Raw genomic sequence first — 17,201 nt, 5'->3', positions numbered from 1 at the left:
TGCCTCATTGTGCGCTTATCCGGAGTCGGTCCTATCCTGCGTCCTGCTCCGCGAGCCGGGCTGCCTGCCGGGTGATGTTCTTGGCCATGGACGGGAAGATGAGCCCATGGAAGGGGTAGATCAGCCACCAATACAGCCGTCCCAGCAGGCCGCGGGGGAAATAGATGGCGCGCTGGCTGTAGACGCTGCCGCCGCCGTCGGGATCCACCCGCAGCTCCAGCCAGGCCTTGCCGGGAACCCGCATTTCCGCCCGCAGGCGCAGCAGGGTGCCGCGTTCCAACAGCTCGACCCGCCACCAGTCCACAACATCGCCGGTCAGGAGGGTTGCCGGATTGCGGCGTCCGCGCGTGAGCCCGGCACCGCCCACGGTCTTATCCAGTACGCCCCGGATGGCCCACGCCATGGGCAGCGAGTACCACCCGTTCTTGCCGCCGATGCCTTCGATAACCTGCCAGACATGCGCCGGGTCGACGGCGGAGCGGCGCCGGCGTTGGTCCACGTAGACGGTCTGTCCCGCCCAGTCGGGGTCCGAAGGCAGGGGTTCCGACGCCAGGTCCGCCGCGCTGGAGGCGCTGGCCCAGGTGGTTTCCACCTCGCCGCGGGCCTCCTTGCCCAGGGCCCGGGCCACGGCGTCGTGGTAGTTGGTCAGTCCGCCTTCCGGGGCGGGAATGTACCCGTCGATGTCCCTTTCCTTGGCGACTGCGTCATGCTGCAGTGATTCGACCAGGGGCCGGGACATGGAGAGCGGGATGGGGGTCACCAGTGCCACCCACAGGCCGGCCAGTTTGGGAGCGGGCAGCGGCAGGGCGTAGATCCGGCGGCGGGGGAGGCCCGCCACCTCGGCGTAACCGTTCATGATGTCCGCGTACTCCAGTACCTCCCGGTCCCCGATGTCGAAGGTGCGGTTCATTCCGTCGGGGAGGTCGACGGCGCGGGTCAGATAGTGCAGGACGTCCCGGACGGCAATCGGTTCGATCCGGCGGCGGACCCAGCTGGGGGCCGGCATCACGGGAAGGGTTTCGGTCAGGTGCCGGATCATCTCGAAGGATGCGGAGCCGGAGCCGATCACCACCCCGGCTTGGAAGACGACCGCCGGTACCGCGCCGTCCAGGAGGATTCTTCCCACGGCGGTCCGCGAGGCCATGTGGGGTGAGAGCTCCCCGGAGTCCGGGTGGAGACCGCCCAGGTAAACGATGCGTTTTACGCCGGCCCGTTCGGCTGCGTCCGCCACATTCCGGGCGATCGCCTCCTCCTGGGCAGCGAATCCCTTCCCCGAGGCCATCGAATGGACCAGGAAGTACACCGTGTCCACGTCTTGGAAGGCCGATTCCACTGATTCTGCGTCGGACAGGTCCCCCTTCACGATTTCGACATCGTCATGCCAGGGAACGTCATTGAGTTTCTCCGGGGACCGGACCAGTACCCGGACGGTATGGCCGTCCGCCAGCAGCAGGGGCACCAGCCGCCCGCCGATGTACCCGGTGGCGCCGGTAACCAGGACCCGCTGCACATCAGTCATTTTCCCAACATACACACCGTGGCAGGGGGGCGTGGGTCTGCCGCTGTTCCAGCGGGGAAAACGGCTGCAACATTTTGTAAGCATGCTGATGTCTACTGGCGTTTGGGTGCCAACCCCGGTAAGACTAGGGGGCATGGCGAGAACGGGAACGGGCCCGCAGCAGCGGGAAACGGTCAATGTGGACGGACACCGCCTGCGCCTGACGTCGCTGGACAAGGTGCTCTACCCGGAAACCGGAACCACCAAGGCAGATGTGCTGTCCTACTACGCTGCCATCGCCGAAGTGATGGTCCCGTATGCCCGGAACCGTCCCGCGACCCGCAAGCGGTGGGTCAACGGCGTCGGGACCCCCGCGAAACCCGGAGAAGTGTTCTTCCAGAAGAACATTGACGATTCCGCTCCCAGCTGGGTGAAACGCTACGCGATCAAACATAAGGACCATGCGAGCGTTTATCCCCTGGTCAACGACTTGGCCACGCTGACCTGGCTGGCGCAGCTGGCCGCCTTGGAAATCCACGTCCCGCAGTGGCGGTTCGGTCCACGCGGCGCCCGGCAGAATCCCGACCGCCTGGTCCTGGACCTTGACCCCGGGGACGGCGCGTCCCTGGCCGAGTGTGCGGAAGTGGCACGGCTGGCCCGCGGAATCCTGACCGATATGGGCCTGGACCCCCGGCCGGTTACCAGTGGCTCCAAGGGTATCCATCTCTATGCCGCACTGGACCAAAAGCAAACGTCGGAGGAGGTCAGTGCCGTGGCACACGAACTGGCCAGGGCGCTGGAAGCCGACCATCCCGACCTGGTGGTCAGTGACATGAAAAAGGCCCTGCGCAAAGGCAAGGTCCTGGTGGACTGGAGCCAGAACAACGCGAACAAGACCACAATCTGCCCATATTCGCTGCGCGGGCGGTTCCAGCCCATGGTTGCGGCGCCCCGTACCTGGGAGGAACTGGAGGATCCGGCGCTGGAGCAGCTGACCTACGAACAGGTGCTGAAACGGGTGGAGGAGATCGGTGACCCACTTGCGGGCATGCACGGCGGGGAGGCGGACGCCGCTGCCTTCCCCGCGGAAGACGGTGGACCGCCGCAGGACAGGCTGCACAAATACCGCAGCATGCGGGACGCCGCGAAAACCCCCGAACCCGTCCCGCACGAGCCGGTGGCAGTGGAAGGGGACGGCAACAGCTTTGTCATCCAGGAGCACCACGCCCGCCGCCTGCACTGGGACTTCCGGCTGGAGCGGGACGGTGTGCTGGTCTCCTGGGCCGTGCCCAAAGGGCCGCCGACCACTCCGGCCAAGAATCACCTGGCCGTGCAGACCGAAGACCATCCGCTGGACTACGGCGGTTTTGAGGGCACCATCCCGAAGGGCGAATACGGGGCCGGAGAAGTAACCATCTGGGACCACGGCACCTACGAGACGGAGAAATGGCGGCCGGACAAGGAAGTGATAGTCACAGTGCACGGCCAGCCCGACGGCGGACTGGCGCGGGATGGTTCGGCCCACCGGCGCTTCGCCTTCATCCATACCGGCGGCGAGGATGGAAAGAGCAACTGGCTGCTGCACCTGATGAAGGACCAGCGGCCGGCGGATCACTCCGATGCCCCGAAGAGCGCCGCCACCCGCGGCGGAAAACAGCAGGAACAGAAGTCTCCGGAAGAAACTCCGGTGAAGACGGCCTCCGCCGCCGCGAAATCCCGCCCGGAACCCCTGCCGCTGCCGGACGCAGCGGCGGTGAAGCAGGACATCCGGGACTCCGGGATGCCCCCGCTGAAGCCGATGTTCGCCACCCTGGGCACGCGGGCGGACGTGAACGACGACGCCGAGTGGGCGTTCGAAATGAAATGGGACGGGGTGCGGGCCATCGCCGAAGTCACCCCGGAAGGGACCCGGCTGATCAGCCGGAACGGAAACGACATGACCACCGCCTACCCCGAGCTGCAGGAGCTGGGGGAACGGCTGAACGGCGAACGGGCGGTACTCGACGGGGAGATTGTGGCATTGAACAAGGCCGGACGTCCTGACTTCGGTCTGCTCCAGCCGCGGATGCACCTGACCCGGGCCAAGGACGCCGAGGCGGCTGCCGCCAGGACCCCCGTCCAGTTCATGGCCTTCGACCTGCTGTGGCTGGATGGCAACTCCCTGGTGGACCTCACTTATGAGCAGCGCCGGGAAATCCTGGAACAGGCAGTGGAATCCGCGGATGCGGACGGCCACGTCCAGGTGCCGCCCGCGCTGGACCTCTCCATGGACGAGGCTGTGGCTGCCATCAAGGAGCTGGGGCTGGAGGGTGTGGTGGCCAAGCGTTTGGCTTCGGATTACTCGCCGGGCCAGCGGTCCCGCAGCTGGATCAAACTCAAAAACCAGCTCACCCAGGAAGTGGTGGTTGTCGGTTGGCGTCCCGGGCAGGGCAACCGGGCGAACAAGGTTGGTTCGCTGCTGGTCGCCATCCCGGAGGGGACAGACCTGTTGTACATCGGCCGGGTAGGTTCAGGGCTCAGCGAACGGGACCTCGCCTCCGTCGGCTCCCGGCTGAAAAAGCTTGGCCGTAAAACACCGCCGCTGGATGGTGTTCCCCGGGCCGATGCTTCCGACGCCCGCTGGGTGCGCCCGGTCCTGGTTGGCGAGGTGACCTACGCGGAGCGCACCGGCACCGGCAAACTCCGCCACCCGGTGTGGCGCGGGCTGCGGCCGGACAAGCGGCCCTCCGACGTCGTGCCGGAAGTTCCGGACGCCGCGGAAGCCGCAGATTCCTAGGGGCCCGAAGTTTCGAAAACCGTATCCACGTCCCCAACGGGAGGAAACGCACAACATGACCGAGACAGGAACACCCCAGACCCGCCTGGCCGGGACCGCCGTGCCGCCGGAACCCGAACTGGACGGCGTTGATGCGTGGTGGCGGGCGGCGAACTACCTCTCCGCGGGGCAGATCTATCTGCGGGACAATCCGCTGCTGCGCCGTCCGCTGGAAACAGCTGACGTTAAGGCACGGCTGCTGGGCCACTGGGGAACCACGCCCGGCCTGAACTTTATCTACGCGCACCTGAATCGGCTGATCAACGAATCCGGCCAGCCGTTCCTGTTCATCACCGGACCCGGACACGGCGGTCCGGCGAATGTTGCCAACGCCTGGCTGGAGGGCACCTACTCCGAGATCTACAGCCATGTGGGCCTGGAGGAGGAGGGTATGCGCACGCTGTTTAAGCAGTTCTCCTACCCCGGAGGCGTCCCCAGCCACGCTGCCCCGGAGACTCCGGGTTCCATCCATGAAGGCGGAGAGCTTGGTTACTCGCTGGCCCACGCCTACGGCGCCGTGTTCGACAACCCGGACCTCATCGCTGCCACGGTGATCGGCGACGGTGAGGCAGAAACCGGTCCGCTCGCGGCCAGCTGGCACTCGAACAGCTTCCTGGATCCCGCAGCGGATGGTGCGGTGCTGCCGATCCTGCACCTGAACGGCTACAAAATCGCCAACCCCACGGTCCTGGCCCGGATGCCCGAATCACAGCTGCTCAAACTGCTGGAAGGCTACGGTTTCCACCCCCATGTGGTCACCGTGGAGGACCCCGCCGCCGTGATGACCGCGCATGAGGATTTCGCCGCTGCGCTGAGCACATGCCTCGCCGAGATCCGGGCCATTCAGGAGCCCTTCCGCACCGGGAGCAAGCCGGCAGAGGCGCCGCTGGCCGGCGGCTTCGAGGAGCATGCCCCGCGCTGGCCCATGATCGTTTTCCGCTCCCCCAAGGGCTGGACCGGGCCGCAGACCGTGGACGGCAAACAGGTCGAAGGAACCTGGCGGGCCCACCAGGTTCCGCTCTCCGAGGTCCACGACAATCCTGAGCATCTGGCACAGCTCGAGGAATGGCTGCAGTCCTACCGGCCCCAGGAACTGTTCGACGGCGATGGCCGGCTGCGCAAAGAGCTGGCTGCCCTTGCTCCGGTGGGGGACGCACGGATGAGTGCCACACCGTATGCCAACGGCGGGCACCTGCTGCGTGACCTGCGGCTGCCGGAGTATGCCGGCTTTGCGGTGGAGACCGCACAGCCGGGCAGTGAACGGGTGAGCCCGATGCTGAACCTGGGCCGCTACCTGGCGGAAATCATCCGGCTGAACCCGGAAAACTTCCGCATCTTCGGCCCGGATGAAACGGCGTCGAACCGGCTGCAGGAGGTGTATGGCGTTACCGACAAGGTCTGGCAACAGCGGATCGAGGCGGTGGACGAACACCTGGCCCGCAGCGGCCGGGTCCTGGAGGTCCTCAGCGAACACCTCTGCGAAGGCTGGCTGGAGGGTTACCTGCTCACCGGCCGGCACGGGGTGTTCAACTGCTACGAGGCCTTCGTCCACATTGTCGATTCCATGTTCAACCAGCACGCCAAATGGCTGAAGGTCAGCCGGGAGCTGCCCTGGCGCCAGCCCATCGCCTCGTTGAACTACCTGCTCTCCAGCCACGTCTGGCAGCAGGACCACAACGGGTTCTCGCACCAGGATCCCGGCTTCATTGACCACGTGGTCAACAAGAAAGCCGATGTGATCCGGGTGTACCTCCCGCCGGATGCGAACACCCTGCTGGCCGTCGCCCAGCACATCCTCGGGACCCGGAACCGGGTGAACGTGGTGATCTCCGGAAAGCAGCCGGCCCCGGTGTGGCTGGCTCCCGGCGAAGCGAAACTGCACGTCAAGCGCGGTATCGGTGTGTGGGACTTCGCCGGCAGTGAAGACAGCGGGCCGGGCGCGAAGCCGGATCCCGACGTCGTGATGGGCTGTGCGGGGGACGTCCCCACCCTGGAAACCGTGGCCGCGGCGGCGCTGCTCAAGGAGCGGCTGCCCGGACTGCGGATCCGGGTGGTTAATGTGGTGGACCTGATGCGGCTCCAGGACTCCGCCGAGCACCCGCACGGACTCTCCGACCGGGACTTCGACACCCTGTTCACGAAGAACAAGCCCATTGTGTTCGCCTACCACGGCTATCCGTGGCTGATCCACCGGCTGACCTACCGGCGCACCAACCACGGGAACCTGCACGTGCGCGGCTACAAGGAGGAGGGCACCACCACCACGCCGTTCGACATGGCCATGCTGAACCAGATTGACCGGTTCCAATTGGCCATCGACGTGCTGGACCGCGTACCGTCGCTGGGATCCACGCAGGCCGGTTTCCGGCAGTGGCTCCAGGACGAGCGGGAACGCTGCCGCCAGTACACCCGCGACGAGGGCCAGGACCCGCCCTTTATCAGCGGCTGGGCCCTCGAAGAGGCACAGCGGTCCACCGCTGACTAGATTTCCCGAGCCGGGCAACCGCCCGTGCGGGGATGGCATGATCCGTCTACACGAAGGAGAAATATGTCCACCGAGCAGTCAACCATTTCCGTTTCCCGCGTCATCGACGCAGCGGCAGGAGATCTTTTCCACCTGCTGTCCAATCCCGAACGGCATCCCGAACTGGACGGCGCCGGCATGGTGATTTCGGATGAGAAGACCGACCGCATCGCCAAGGTGGGCGATGTGTTCACGATGAACATGAACAACCAGAAAATGGGCGACTACAAGACGGACAACCACGTCACCGGTTTCGACCACAATAAGCTCCTGGCCTGGCAGACAGCCGTTGCCGGCACGGAGCCGGCGGGCTGGGAATGGGTCTGGGAGCTGGACGCACTGGGCCCGGATTCCACCGAAGTGACCCTCACCTACGACTGGAGCAAGGTCACCGACAAGGAGACCCTGAAGAAGGTGTCCTTCCCGATGATCAGCAAGGATGAGTTGGAGGAGTCGCTGAACAAACTGGCGGCTGCTGTCGCGGGCGGCTAACCGCTAAAGGTACGACGGCGGCCGGTTCCCTTCGCTGCGAAGGGAACCGGCCGCCGTCGTTGGTATTGCTGGGCCTAAACCGCGGACCAGCCGCCGTCGGAAGGCAGGATCGCGCCGTTGATGTTCACGCCGTCGTCGCTCAGCAGGAAGGTGATCGATGCCGCGAGCTCCTCGGCGGAGGCGATGCTCGGGATGTTGATGCGGGCCGGGCCCAAGCGGGCTTCGCCGTACTCCGATACCGCCCCGCCCATGGGAATACCGGTGGCCACACCGCCCGGAGCAACAGCGTTCACACGTATGCCTTCCTTGGCATACATAAATGCGGTGCTGCGGGTGATGCCCACAACGGCGTGCTTCGACGCGGTATAGGCCACACCGGAAGCGGAGCCGCGCAGGCCGGCCTCCGAGGTGACATTGACGATCGATCCGCGGCCGGCCGCCAGCATGGACGGCAGCACCGCGCGGGTCAGCCGGACCAGACCGTCGACATTAACCGCGAAGACCTTCTGCCACATGGCATCGGAAACCTCGTGAAGCGGGCTGAAATCATCGTTGATGCCGGCCACGTTGGCCAGGGCATCAATGGAGCCGCCGGCCGCGGCAATGATCCGGTCCACAGCGTCCAGATCGGTGAGGTCCGCAGCCACGGGAACAATGGCTTCGCCCAATTCCCCGGCCAGTTCCTTGACCCGTTCTTCGGCGATGTCCACGGCGATCACGCGGCCGCCTTCGCGGGCAACCCGGGCGGCGGTGGCGCGGCCAATGCCGGCACCGGCACCGGTCACGATGACAGTACGTCCCTCGAACCGGCCTTCGACGGTCGGCAGGGCAGTCTCTTCCAATTCGGGCATCACCCCGCCGTTGGCCTGCCGCACCAGTTCATCGACTGCGGCCTGCGGCATCTGGCCCTGGCTGAGGTCCACCAGCTGCTGGAGCTTCAGGCTCCGGGCGGGACCGAGCGCGGCTTCGCCGCTGCCGCTCTGCGCCAGGAAGCCGCGCAGGATCGGACCGCCCTCCGGGTGGGCCAGCCACTCCTCGATGGTGTTCCGTGCTGTCAGGGGCTTGTGTGCCGCCATGGGCGTTCCTTTCAGTGAAGGGCGGCCGCAGGTCCCCGGCCGTTTGACCTCGAACATACACGTGAATCCAAGGACCGGGTCAGATTATCGATCCGGGCCGATTCGCTCCGGTTTGGGATATCGCTGCCGCCGCGGACCGGAGCGATGCCCCAAACCGGCAGCGGAAGCCAGAGTTACTTCTCCCGTGCGCGGTAAAGCTGCATCTGCCGGTACCGGCGGCCCAGCGACTCGCGCCGCGGCTTGACCGGAGCGTCCTCCGGTTCCGCTGTGAGGTCGATGTGTGCCTTGCCGAACCGCCAGAGCAGGAGGTCGTCCAGCAACCGGTCCGGGCCCGGGGAGTAGCGGTGGTCCAGGGCTTCGCGGACCTGGGTGATGGCATCGGCCTGCAGCAGACCGGCCAGGTCCATGGTGGTCCTGAGTCCGTGGGCGGCCAGCAGTTCGGCGGCCCAGCCCCAGTCGTCGCCGGCCTTGCGGTTGACGTGAGGCAGGAGCGTCATCCAGATGTCGCGGATCCGGTTCGGGGTCAGGGGAGCGCTGCCCTCACCCTCCTCGTCCCAGAAACCGGTGACCGTTTCATACCTCTCGTGCAGTTCGGCGAACTCGTTCTCCACCGTCTCCAGCATGGCGGCCGTGGCGATGAACTGCCGGTCAAAGTACGGGCTCCATGCCCGCGGATCCCCGGCCTTGAATCGGATGTCATGTTCAATTTCGGACCAGGCATGCGCCAGCACGGTGCGGATCTGCACCTCGAAGAGGTAACTGCCGTTCGGTTTCTGGGTGGGTTCCAGCAGCCGGTGGAACTCCCGCACCGTCTCATTCTGGATGGTGCGCAGGATCAGATGCCGGCTGGAATAGCCGTAGGTGCCGGACTCGATCGAGCCAATGTCCTTCTCCCGGTCGCCCCGGCAGTCGAACTCGGCCCGCTGCCGTTTGATCAGATTCGCGGCTTCGTCGACCTCATGCGGAAGGGTCATAATCACGCGGACCCCCACCAGGTCCGTCAGGTTCCGCAGCGGGTCAGGGAACAGGAGGGTAGGGACTTCGCTGGCATCTTCGGCCGGGAGTGTCCGGGAAGCCTTGTCCCGGAAGGACTCCACCGTCTTGGTCCGGGAGGCGATGAACAGCGGCTTAACCTGGCTGTCCGCAAAGACCGCCCGCAGGCTCGCCTCCATCTCCGCCGTCACGGATTCCAGGGCCGGACGGACCCGGGCATACTCATCCGTACTGGCCTGGACTATCGGCCGCAGCCGGTCATCCAGGGTGTCCCACGCGCTCACGATTGTCCTTTCGCCGTTCCTGCCAGCCTAGGCCACGCCGGTGACGGAACAGGGCGTGCCCCGCTGCAGGTGGATAGGCTCATCTCCAGATTAGGACGACGGCGGCCAAGAGCTTAAGGAACACAAGTGTGCGCGCCCGCTGCGGGAGCGGGGATGGGCCGGGAGCGGGACAGATTCCACGGACGGGGGAGACAGCGTGCCGCAGCGGTTTAGCTACGGAGGGCACCCGGACCAGTTCGGGGAGCTCACGCTGCCGCCCGGGCAGCCGGTCCTCGGAACCGTGGTGATCATCCACGGCGGATACTGGCGCTCCGGGTACACCCTGGAACTCGGCCGCCCGGCGGCAGCCGACCTTGCCGCCCGCGGCTGGGCGGCCGTCAACCTGGAGTACCGCCGGGCGGGCAACGGCGGAGGCTGGCCGGAAACCTTCCAGGACATCGCCGCCGGGATCGACGCGATGGCAGACCTGAAGGCTCTCCAGGACCCCCAGGGGGAAGTTCCGTCCCCGGTTATTGCACTGGGCCACTCGGCCGGCGGGCACCTCGCGGTGTGGGCTGCCGGGAACCGCAGCACGGGAGGCCGCAGCCCGGGCACCCGCGTGCCGCTGGCCGCCGTCGTCAGTCAATCCGGTGTGCTGGACCTGCGCCTGGCCCACGACCTGGGTTTGAGCGATGGTGCCGTCAGCAACTTTCTCGGGGCCGGCCCGGAGGAGGACCCGGAACGGTACCGGCTGGCCGATCCCACGCTGCTGGTGCCGGCGGGTGCTCCGGTGTTCGTCCTGCACGGAGACCGGGATACGACGGTGCCGCTGAAACTGGCGGAGTCCTACACAGCGGCAGCCGAGGCTGCGGGCGGATACACGGACCTGCGCCTGGTTCCCGGCGACCACTACGGCATGATCACCCCGGAAACGCCGGCGTGGAACGGGGTCCTCCAGGCAATGGCCGACGCCGCCAAAGCCGCAGCCGGGTAGCGCCGCCCCCCGTTCGATCGGTAGGTTGAGGGCGTGCTCACAGTCATCGGCGAAGCCCTGGTCGACGAAGTCCTCAGCGATACCGCGCCCCGCAGGTCCCATCCCGGCGGGAGCCCCATGAATGTTGCCGTGGGCGTGGCCCGGCTGGGACGCCCGGTCCAGTTCGTGGGCCGGTTCGGCAAGGATGCCTACGGGCTGCTGATTGCCGAGCACCTCAAGGCCAACTCAGTCCTGAACGCTTTTCCCGCCGACGACCTGCCGACCAGCACCGCGACCGCCACCCTTGATCCCGCCGGCGGCGCGCGGTACACCTTCGACCTCGAATGGACCATTCCCGGACTGGCCGACGCCTTGCCCCGGCTGCTGGCGGGCACCACGCTGCTGCACACAGGGTCCATCGCCACCATGCTTTCCCCTGGGTCGGATGAGGTCTTCACCGCCGTCGAGCGGGCGCACCCCCAGGCCACGATCACCTATGACCCGAACTGCCGGCCCACCATCATCACGGATGCGTCCTATGCGCGGGACCAGGCGGAGAAGTTCGTGCGCCTGGCGGACGTCGTCAAGGCCTCGGACGAGGATCTCGCCTGGCTCTATCCCGGCGAGCCGGTGGAGGCCTCTGCGCGGCGGTGGCTGGGAATGGGTCCGGCAGCCGTCGTCGTAACCCGCGGATCCCAGGGGCCGTGGGCTGTGGCCGCCTCCGGTGCCTGCTCGGTGCCCGCCGTAACCGTGAGCGTCGCCGACACCGTCGGCGCGGGGGACTCCTTTATGGCGGCGCTGCTGGCCGGGCTGATGGACCGGGGCTTCGACGGCGCCGCCCGACGGCCGGAACTGCGGAAGATCGGGGTCGGGGACCTCGAAGCGGTCCTGACCTACGCTGCCCGTGCCGCTGCCATCACCGTGTCCCGTCCGGGCGCGGACCCGCCGTACCGCTCCGAACTCCTCTAATCCCTGCCCCCTGGCGGGAGGAAAGGAAAGGTACGTGCAGGCCTGCGATCCCACCGAATCCCTTCCCGGCCGGATCCCGGCACGCTGACGCGCCAAGCACAACCACGTCCGTCCGGCTAGGCTGGAAGCCGACGGAAGGGCGGGACATGCGGCTGGTGGCAAGTGACCTGGACGGGACCATTGTGGGGCCGGATAACAGGATCAGTGACCGGACGGTCAACGCATTCCACAAATGCGTGGACGCAGGAATTGAAGTTGTTTTCGTCACGGGCCGTCCGCCGCGCTGGCTGAACCCGCTGCGGGAGCAGATCGGCCACACCGGAACCGTCATTTGCTCCAACGGAGCCATTCTCTACGACCTGAAGGCCGGCGAAGTCACCTGGTCCCATCCCCTGGAACTGGACGGAATGTTCCAGGCCGCCGGCATCATCCGCAGCCTCTATCCCGCCGTCCGCTTCGCCGCGGAAACGGTGGACGGCTTTCACCTGGAGCCCGGATTCCTGGAATCCGGCGGTGCCGATCTGCTGGGCGACGTCACTCCTGCGCCCCTGAAAAAGACCCTGGGTGCTGACTCGCGTGTGGTGAAGTTCCTGGCACGGGTGGATGACGTGCACCCGGACGAGTTCCTGGGGGCTGTCCAGCCTGCGGTGGCCCACCTGGTGTCCACCACGCACTCGGCGCCCTCGGTGCCGCTGCTGGAGATGTCTGCCTCGGGTCTGGACAAGGTGGTGACCCTCGCCGAGTACGCCGGTTCGCTGGGAATCAAGCCAGCCGAGATTGTCGCGTTCGGCGATATGCCCAATGACCTGCGGATGCTGGGCTGGGCCGGCCGCGGTTATGCCATGGCCTCCGGACACCCGCAGGTGCGGGCCGCCGCATCCGCGATCGCACCGCCCTTCGCTGAAGACGGGGTGGCGCAGGTTTTGGAGGACCTCCTCCGGGAGCTCTAGCCCCGGTCAGGGTCATCCGCGGCAGGACCCGCCGACGAGCCGGCACCGCTGCCCGCCGACGAGCGGGTGTTCCGCCGGTGCAGCACCTGGTGGACGGTGATTACGATGGCCAGCCACGCCAGGCCGATGGTCCACGCGACCAGTACGTCCGTAAGCCAGTGATGGCCCAGATAGACCCGGCTCAAACCCACCGCCGCGATGAAGAGAACCGCACCGGTGATGGCCGCAGCCCGGGCCAGGCGCGAGTGCAGGTACAGCACCAGCAGATAGGCCAGGGTGCCGATCACCGCCAGGGAGTTCAGGGAATGGCCGCTCGGAAAGGAGGCTGAGTATTCGTACGGAGGTACGGCGTCCTCCAGCGGCGGGCGGTGCCGGCCCACAACCGACTTCCCCACCACGGTGATCAGCAGGGACCCGGCGGCGGCCGTGGCAACGAGGACCAGCGGCGTCCAGGTGCGTTTCCACCAGCACAGCGCCACGACGGCGGCGCCGGCGATCAGCGGCAGGCCCACCGTTCCGCCCAGATTGGTCAGCCCGGTGACGGCGGTGTCCAGCGCCGGGCTGCGGGCTGCGATAGCGGCATCCAGCACCGGCTGATCCAGACCGGCAACCCCGTCCTCTTCCACGACGGAGTCATAAACGCCGGCAGCGGCCAGGGTGAGGAGCAGGGCGGGAACCAGGCCCGCCACGAGGGTCAGCACCAGTACGGCGTGCCGGCCCAGCAGTCCCGAGGCGGACGCCAGGAGACGCTGGAGCTGGTTCCGGACGGCCTCGGTCATTGTCCAAGTATGCCAAGACGCCCGGCGAGCCAGTCGAGGTTGTTGGCGAGCCCGGCTTTCCAGACGGTCCAGGAGTGGCCTCCGTCCAGCTGCTGGAACTGGACGTCCATCCCGGCTGCTCGGGCGGCGTCGTACACCTGCTGGCCCTGGGGCGCGTAAACGGAATCGTCCCGGCCCACCACCACAATTCCCGCGCTGTCCGGGAAGCTCCGGGTGGGCAGCTTGTCCAGGGCGTTTTGTGCCGTGAACGCTGCGGCATCTCCGCCGAAATAGGTGTCCACCAGTGCGCTGCGTCCGCCGGGAATAGTTGGTTCGCTCTCCCCGGCGATGTCCAGGAAGGTGGGATAAACCTCCGGGAAGTTGACCGCCAGCTGCAGCGAGCACGTGCCGCCGTAGGAGTACCCTGCCACCGCCCATTGCCTGGCATCCGTGAGCCCCGATGCCAGGTTCGCCTTGACCCAGGCAGGCAGGTCAACAGCCAGGTACGTCGCCGAGCGGCCGGCGTTTGAGTCCAGGCACAGCGGCCAGTTGGCGGCCCCGGCCGCCGAGAGGTCCGGCACGACGACGACGGGCGCCAGGCCGCTGTGCGCTGCGGCGAAGCCATCCATCACCTGCGCCAGCTGTCCCGCGGTGAACCAGTCGGAGGGTGAACCCGGCTGGCCATGGAGCAGGACCAGCACCGGGAGGTTCTCTGCCGGAGGAGAGGCAAGGTACGCGGGTGGCAGGTAGATCAGGGCGGGGTTGGACGGATACCCGGATCCCGATTCCGGGATGGTGGCGGAGAAGACACTTCCCGTTTGCGGCATGTCCGGCGGCGGCTGCCACGCAGCTTCAGCGGCCGGTGGAGGCACCGGGCTGGAGGGTGCGCGGGTGGGGAGGGCGCCGCTGGTTCCGGGCCGTTCGAAGAGCGAGGCGATGGTCGGGTACTGGCCGTAGGCCACGTTCACACCAGCGAACAGGGCTAGGAGGACCAGGAACGCCGCGAGCACCGGCAGGGTGCGCCCCACGGGTCCCCGGGCGGTCAGGAACCGGCGCACCGCGAGGAACTCCGCAAATATGGCCAGGAAGGTATATACGTACAGGTGGCGCGGCAAGGATGCGTCCCACCAGTGGAAGACGAGTTCAGCCAAAACAAACAGCAGGAGAGTGAATGCCGCTGCGCTCACCGCAGCCAGCGGAATCGCCCTGGAAAGATTCCGGCCCCGCCCCCAGCACAGCCAGGCCACCGAGAGCACCCCCAGGCAGAGCAAAACCACCGGAACAGCCCCGGCTGTCAGTGGGATATTCATCGAAGGCAGCCGTTCACCGGGCTGTGCCGACGATCCGGCGGGCGATGCTCAATCCCTGGCCGACGGAGACGTGGGGGAGATACGCACGGCTGAGGGCATTTCCAATCGCTGGCAGAGAAGCGGCATCCGGATAGGCCATGTAGAGCGGGATGTAGCGCGGCTGGAACTTTGCCTTAAAAGCCAGCAGTGACCGAAAGCCATAGACCGGTTCCAGGGCAGCGCCGAGCCGGTCCAGGAGCCAGTCCATCACCGGAGGATTCTCCTCCTCGCCCGCGCTGTCCCTGGCTCGTGCCAACGGTGCCCCGGAGAGGCTGAGGAACCGGTACCCCTCCTCCTGCAAGGACAGGGCAGCCGAGGCGATCAGAAAGTCCATGGCGGCGGGGAACCCGCGGCTGCGCCGCCGCATGAAGTCCAGCGTCCAGCCCTGGATGTGGCCGCCCTGGTAGACGGGCAGCCAGGATGTCACGCCGTGGACGGTCCGGTCTTCATCGATGGCAATCAGCAGCCGGACGTTGGGATCCTCCATTTCCTCCAGTCCGCCGAGGGTGAAACCCATCTCCGGCATGTGCTTGTCTGCCACCCACTCTTCGGAGATGACGTGGATCTGGTCGATCACGGAAAGGGGAGCGGTGCCGAAGGTGGTCCATTCGGCGCGAACGCCGGACTTTTCCGCACGGTTCAGGGCCGTGCGCAGATCCTGGAACTTCTTCCCTTTGAACGCCAGCGCACCCAGTTCCAGGACTGTTTCTTCGGCGACCTGGAGACTGGCGAATCCCCGAACGGAGGTGATGTCCTCCGTTCCGGCACCCACGGAATAGAAGCAGGGGGTGGTGCCCTGGTCACTGCAGAACGCCATAAAGCCATCCAGGACCTCCCGGCGCTCAGCCTCCGGGCCCACCGGATCGCCCACGGTCAGCGCAACGCCAAAACTCTCCCGGTAGGCGATGTAGGACCTTCCGGTAGGGGCGAACCAGTAGGAGTTCCCGGCCCACAGCGTCATCCAGGACAGCGTGCTGCCGCCCTGACTGGTCAGCAGTTCCCGGGCGCGGTCCACATCCTCGGGGTGTTTCTCCGGCACCGGAAGGAGGAAGGAGCGAACAAGCAGGATGCAGGTGAGGACCCAGAAGGCCACGCCCACTCCCTCATACAGAAGGGCTGCCGGCAGGGTCTGGGGAAGCAAAGAGGGAGAGTGGTTCCGCAGTTCCAGCACAGGGAGGAACCGTTGGGGCAGATCGGCCAGCAGGGCCCGGACCGTCGCTTCCGGACTAAAAGAGGTGCGGGCCAAATACCCGCCGGCGACATAGCAGGCGGCCAGGACCGCAGCGGCAAGTCCAGCGCTGGCCGTGAGCCTGCGGTAGGTCCCGGGCGGGGCGGAAACGGTAAACAGCCTTCCGGTGCCGGCCAGCAGGGCCATGACTGCTACCGGAACCAGCATGGGAAGGAGCAGGGCCAGCGGTTGTTCCACGGCACCAAACTCGTACCGTTCCCCGGCAGGATTTCCCGTCAGGTAGCGGTAGATCCGGAACCCCGCCGCCAGCGTCAGGCCAGCCTGCAGGATCAGGGCAGCCAGCCAGGCGAAGCGCCGGCCCCGGCGCAGCCCGTCCGAGAACACCACCAGCAGAACCTGCGGCAGGGTGGCCAGGAAAAACCCGGCGGGTCCGGCACGAAGCTCGAAACGTGCAGCACTGCATTCGGCCCCGCGCCCGGCCTCGGCACACAGTTCAGCGAGGTCCTGGGGGCTGGTCGCCTCCACATAGGTGAACAGATAGCGAAGCACCGACAGCGGGCCTACGGCGTGGGCGTTCAAGGCAGCCAGGACGGGACCAACAGCGGAAGCCAGCACCGCCAGGGCCACCAGCACCCGGGCTTCCCGGCGGGTGGAGGCGATCTTCCGCGGCATCCGGGGCCGGCGGCCGAACAGCAGCGGACCGCAGAGGCCGCCCGTCAAAGCGGCGCCAAGTGCCATCACGTCCTGGAAGGAACCCGAATACAGGGCCAGCAGCACCAGCAGGGTGAAGAGGAGCAGCCGCAGGCGCCGGCGCCAGAGGGTTTCCAGCCCCGCACTGGCTGCCGCCGCGGATCCGCACAGGAACGCCACGGGACCAACAAACGACTCCGCTGTCAGTTCCCGGCCCCATTCACCGAAGAAGAATCCCGAGACGGCAGCGAAGCTGGTCGCGAGCAGGGCACCTGCCACCTGGGTGCCGGCGGCCGCGGCGAGGAACCGCCGGCTCCCCAGGATTCCCTCCGCGGCCACCCCCACCACCAGGGCCAGGACTGTGCCGCCGATATAGCCGGCCAGGCCGGTCGCCCAAAACGCGGAGAGCAGCAGTGAGGGCCAGTATTCCGGCAGGGACTCAGAGGATACGCTGACCCAGTCCAGCAGAGGTTCTTCCGGGCCCGAGGCAATGGTCGAGGTCAGGATGCCGAGCAGCCAGAACAGAGCCACAAAGCCCAGCGTCACCGGTGCCCTGCGCAGGCTTCCGCGCAGCACATCCGCCTGCCAGCGCGCCAACCGCCGGAGCCGGTGCCAGGCAGAGACTCCATGCTGCATTGGGCCACCTCCCTGGCTGCGGCGCC

Annotated in this window: 12 protein-coding genes; 6 read left to right on the top strand and 6 right to left on the bottom strand. The window is 66.9% G+C overall.

From position 1 onward, the window contains the following. Positions 1-31: 31 nt before the first annotated feature. Complete coding sequence (locus tag H9638_RS00895) at positions 32-1,519, bottom strand: SDR family oxidoreductase (RefSeq protein ID WP_191745312.1); 1,488 nt, start codon at positions 1,517-1,519, stop codon at positions 32-34. 133 nt (positions 1,520-1,652) lie between these two features. On the opposite strand from H9638_RS00895, the gene H9638_RS00890 reads away from it, so the two are divergent. The 3 genes from H9638_RS00890 to H9638_RS00880 all read left to right on the top strand — a co-directional run bounded on the left by H9638_RS00890 (position 1,653) and on the right by H9638_RS00880 (position 7,329). Further along, positions 1,653-4,274: an ATP-dependent DNA ligase gene (locus tag H9638_RS00890; protein ID WP_191745311.1), complete on the top strand. Its 2,622-nt coding sequence runs from the start codon at positions 1,653-1,655 to the stop codon at positions 4,272-4,274. A gap of 55 nt (positions 4,275-4,329) precedes the next feature. Then, the gene (locus tag H9638_RS00885; RefSeq protein WP_191745310.1) at positions 4,330-6,798 is read left to right on the top strand and encodes a phosphoketolase family protein; all 2,469 of its coding nucleotides are present in this window, start codon (positions 4,330-4,332) and stop codon (positions 6,796-6,798) included. A gap of 63 nt (positions 6,799-6,861) precedes the next feature. After that, positions 6,862-7,329: an SRPBCC family protein gene (locus tag H9638_RS00880; protein ID WP_191745309.1), complete on the top strand. Its 468-nt coding sequence runs from the start codon at positions 6,862-6,864 to the stop codon at positions 7,327-7,329. Between the two features lie 74 nt (positions 7,330-7,403). Here H9638_RS00880 and H9638_RS00875 read toward each other — a convergent pair whose 3' ends face one another. Further along, positions 7,404-8,405 carry an SDR family NAD(P)-dependent oxidoreductase gene (locus tag H9638_RS00875; protein ID WP_191745308.1) on the bottom strand — a complete coding sequence of 334 codons (1,002 nt, stop codon included), beginning with the start codon at positions 8,403-8,405 and terminating at the stop codon, positions 7,404-7,406. A 173-nt stretch (positions 8,406-8,578) separates the two neighbouring features. Continuing rightward, positions 8,579-9,685 carry a GTP pyrophosphokinase gene (locus H9638_RS00870; RefSeq protein ID WP_191745768.1) on the bottom strand — a complete coding sequence of 369 codons (1,107 nt, stop codon included), beginning with the start codon at positions 9,683-9,685 and terminating at the stop codon, positions 8,579-8,581. 193 nt (positions 9,686-9,878) lie between these two features. Here H9638_RS00870 and H9638_RS00865 point away from each other — a divergent pair, with 193 nt between their 5' ends. From H9638_RS00865 to H9638_RS00855, 3 genes are all read left to right on the top strand, one after another. Continuing rightward, on the top strand, positions 9,879-10,655 hold the full coding sequence (locus H9638_RS00865) for an alpha/beta hydrolase family protein (protein WP_191745307.1): 777 nt from the start codon (positions 9,879-9,881) through the stop codon (positions 10,653-10,655). Positions 10,656-10,688: 33 nt separating this feature from the next. Further along, a complete protein-coding gene (locus tag H9638_RS00860; RefSeq protein ID WP_191745306.1) occupies positions 10,689-11,603 on the top strand; it encodes a carbohydrate kinase family protein in 915 nt (304 codons plus the stop codon). Positions 11,604-11,749: 146 nt separating this feature from the next. Further along, positions 11,750-12,553 carry an HAD family hydrolase gene (locus H9638_RS00855; RefSeq protein ID WP_191745305.1) on the top strand — a complete coding sequence of 268 codons (804 nt, stop codon included), beginning with the start codon at positions 11,750-11,752 and terminating at the stop codon, positions 12,551-12,553. Here the strand turns inward: H9638_RS00855 and H9638_RS00850 are convergent. From H9638_RS00850 to H9638_RS00840, 3 genes are read right to left on the bottom strand one after another with little or no spacing between them, the layout of a single operon-like run. Next, on the bottom strand, positions 12,550-13,332 hold the full coding sequence (locus tag H9638_RS00850) for a phosphatase PAP2 family protein (protein WP_191745304.1): 783 nt from the start codon (positions 13,330-13,332) through the stop codon (positions 12,550-12,552). The genes H9638_RS00855 and H9638_RS00850 overlap by 4 nt on opposite strands. Beyond that, complete coding sequence (locus H9638_RS00845; protein WP_191745303.1) at positions 13,329-14,621, bottom strand: alpha/beta hydrolase; 1,293 nt, start codon at positions 14,619-14,621, stop codon at positions 13,329-13,331. Before H9638_RS00845 ends, H9638_RS00850 begins: the two co-directional genes overlap by 4 nt. A 13-nt stretch (positions 14,622-14,634) precedes the next feature. Next, entirely contained in the window at positions 14,635-17,175 is a 2,541-nt protein-coding gene (locus H9638_RS00840; RefSeq protein WP_191745302.1) for a bifunctional lysylphosphatidylglycerol flippase/synthetase MprF, read from the bottom strand. Positions 17,176-17,201: the final 26 nt, after the last annotated feature.

The organism is Arthrobacter pullicola (genome assembly GCF_014836875.1).
Classification (GTDB): Bacteria; Actinomycetota; Actinomycetes; order Actinomycetales; family Micrococcaceae; genus Arthrobacter_B; species Arthrobacter_B pullicola.
The sequence above is the reverse complement of the archived record's forward strand: the minus strand, read 5'-3'. Positions and strand labels throughout refer to the sequence as shown.